The 1,181-nt window shown below is 36.2% G+C and carries 1 protein-coding gene; it reads right to left on the bottom strand.

Translation table 11 applies throughout. From position 1 onward, the window contains the following. Positions 1-1,181, bottom strand: a 1,181-nt coding sequence (locus B3J44_RS18190) for a peptidylprolyl isomerase (protein WP_286970176.1), incomplete at both ends; no start/stop codon positions are given.

Raw genomic sequence — 1,181 nt, 5'->3', positions numbered from 1 at the left:
TTTTTAACCACATAAACACCTGTATTTCCTTCAATTGGAGCAGAGATTTTGTTTGCAGTCAAAGCAAAAGCATTACCTACAACTTGTGGTTCTTGTCCAACTCCACCTGGAAGAACTGGGTTATCTAGAGTTACGTCTGTAGCTTGCTGAACTGCAACTCCTGCAGCTTTAGCAATAGCCTCAATGCTTGAACCTTGCATTTTAGCTTTTAATAATTCTGCTTTTTTCTTGTTTTTCAAGATTGGCTCAACATAAGGTCTTGCCATATCAACAGAAACTAAACCAGATTTGTTTTCGCCTTTATATTGTGCAATAACGTGTCCGATGTTTGCAATTTCAAAACGTTTTACGTCTCCTTTGTCAGTTTCTTTATCAAAAGCCCATCTTACAATGTTACGTTGGTTACCTAATGGTCCAAACGCTTCATCCATAGCTTTTGCATTAACTGGCTGAGCAACTTTTAAACCTAACTCTTTAGCCGCAGCATTAAAATCTTTATTAGCAGCATCCATTTCAAATTTAGTTGCTAATGTAAATACTTTATCAGAAGTAGCTTCAGATGGCTCGATTTTTTGAGCAATTGTAGCTAAACGAATTCCGTCTTGTTTGTCTGTAATTTTGATAATGTGAAATCCGAAAGGAGTTTCTACTAAACCAACTTTACCAATTCCGTTGCTGAATACAAAATCATTGAAAGGTTTTACCATTTGGTTTGGCCCAAAATATCCTAAATCACCACCTTGTTGTGCAGATGAATCATCAGAACTTGTGAAAGCCAACATCATAAAACTATCTGGATTAGCTTGAACTTGAGCTAAAATTTCTTCAGCTTTAGCTTTAGCTTCTTCTTTAGTTCTTTTCTCTTTTGGGTTTGGAGTTTGAGATCCTTCGTATCCAATTAAGATATGACTTGCTTTTGCATTAACCCCAGCTTTAAATCCTAAAGATTTAGAGATTGCATAGTATCTTCCGTAAACATATGGTCCGTAAATTGCTCCAGCTGGCAAGCTGAATAATTTGTCAGCATCAACTGCTGGCAATGCATTTTTAGGAACATAAGTAGAATCGTAAGGAACATCAGAATTTGCATTTACAAATTCTGCAACGTTTGTTGCGTTTTTAAATCCTGGCAATGTATCGTTTTTACCTGTTTTTGCGTTGTAAACAACACTTCCAGATAA

The sequence above is a fragment of the Flavobacterium sp. UBA4854 genome (assembly GCF_002399805.1).
Taxonomy (GTDB): domain Bacteria; phylum Bacteroidota; class Bacteroidia; order Flavobacteriales; family Flavobacteriaceae; genus Flavobacterium; species Flavobacterium ginsengisoli.
The sequence above is the reverse complement of the archived record's forward strand: the minus strand, read 5'-3'. Positions and strand labels throughout refer to the sequence as shown.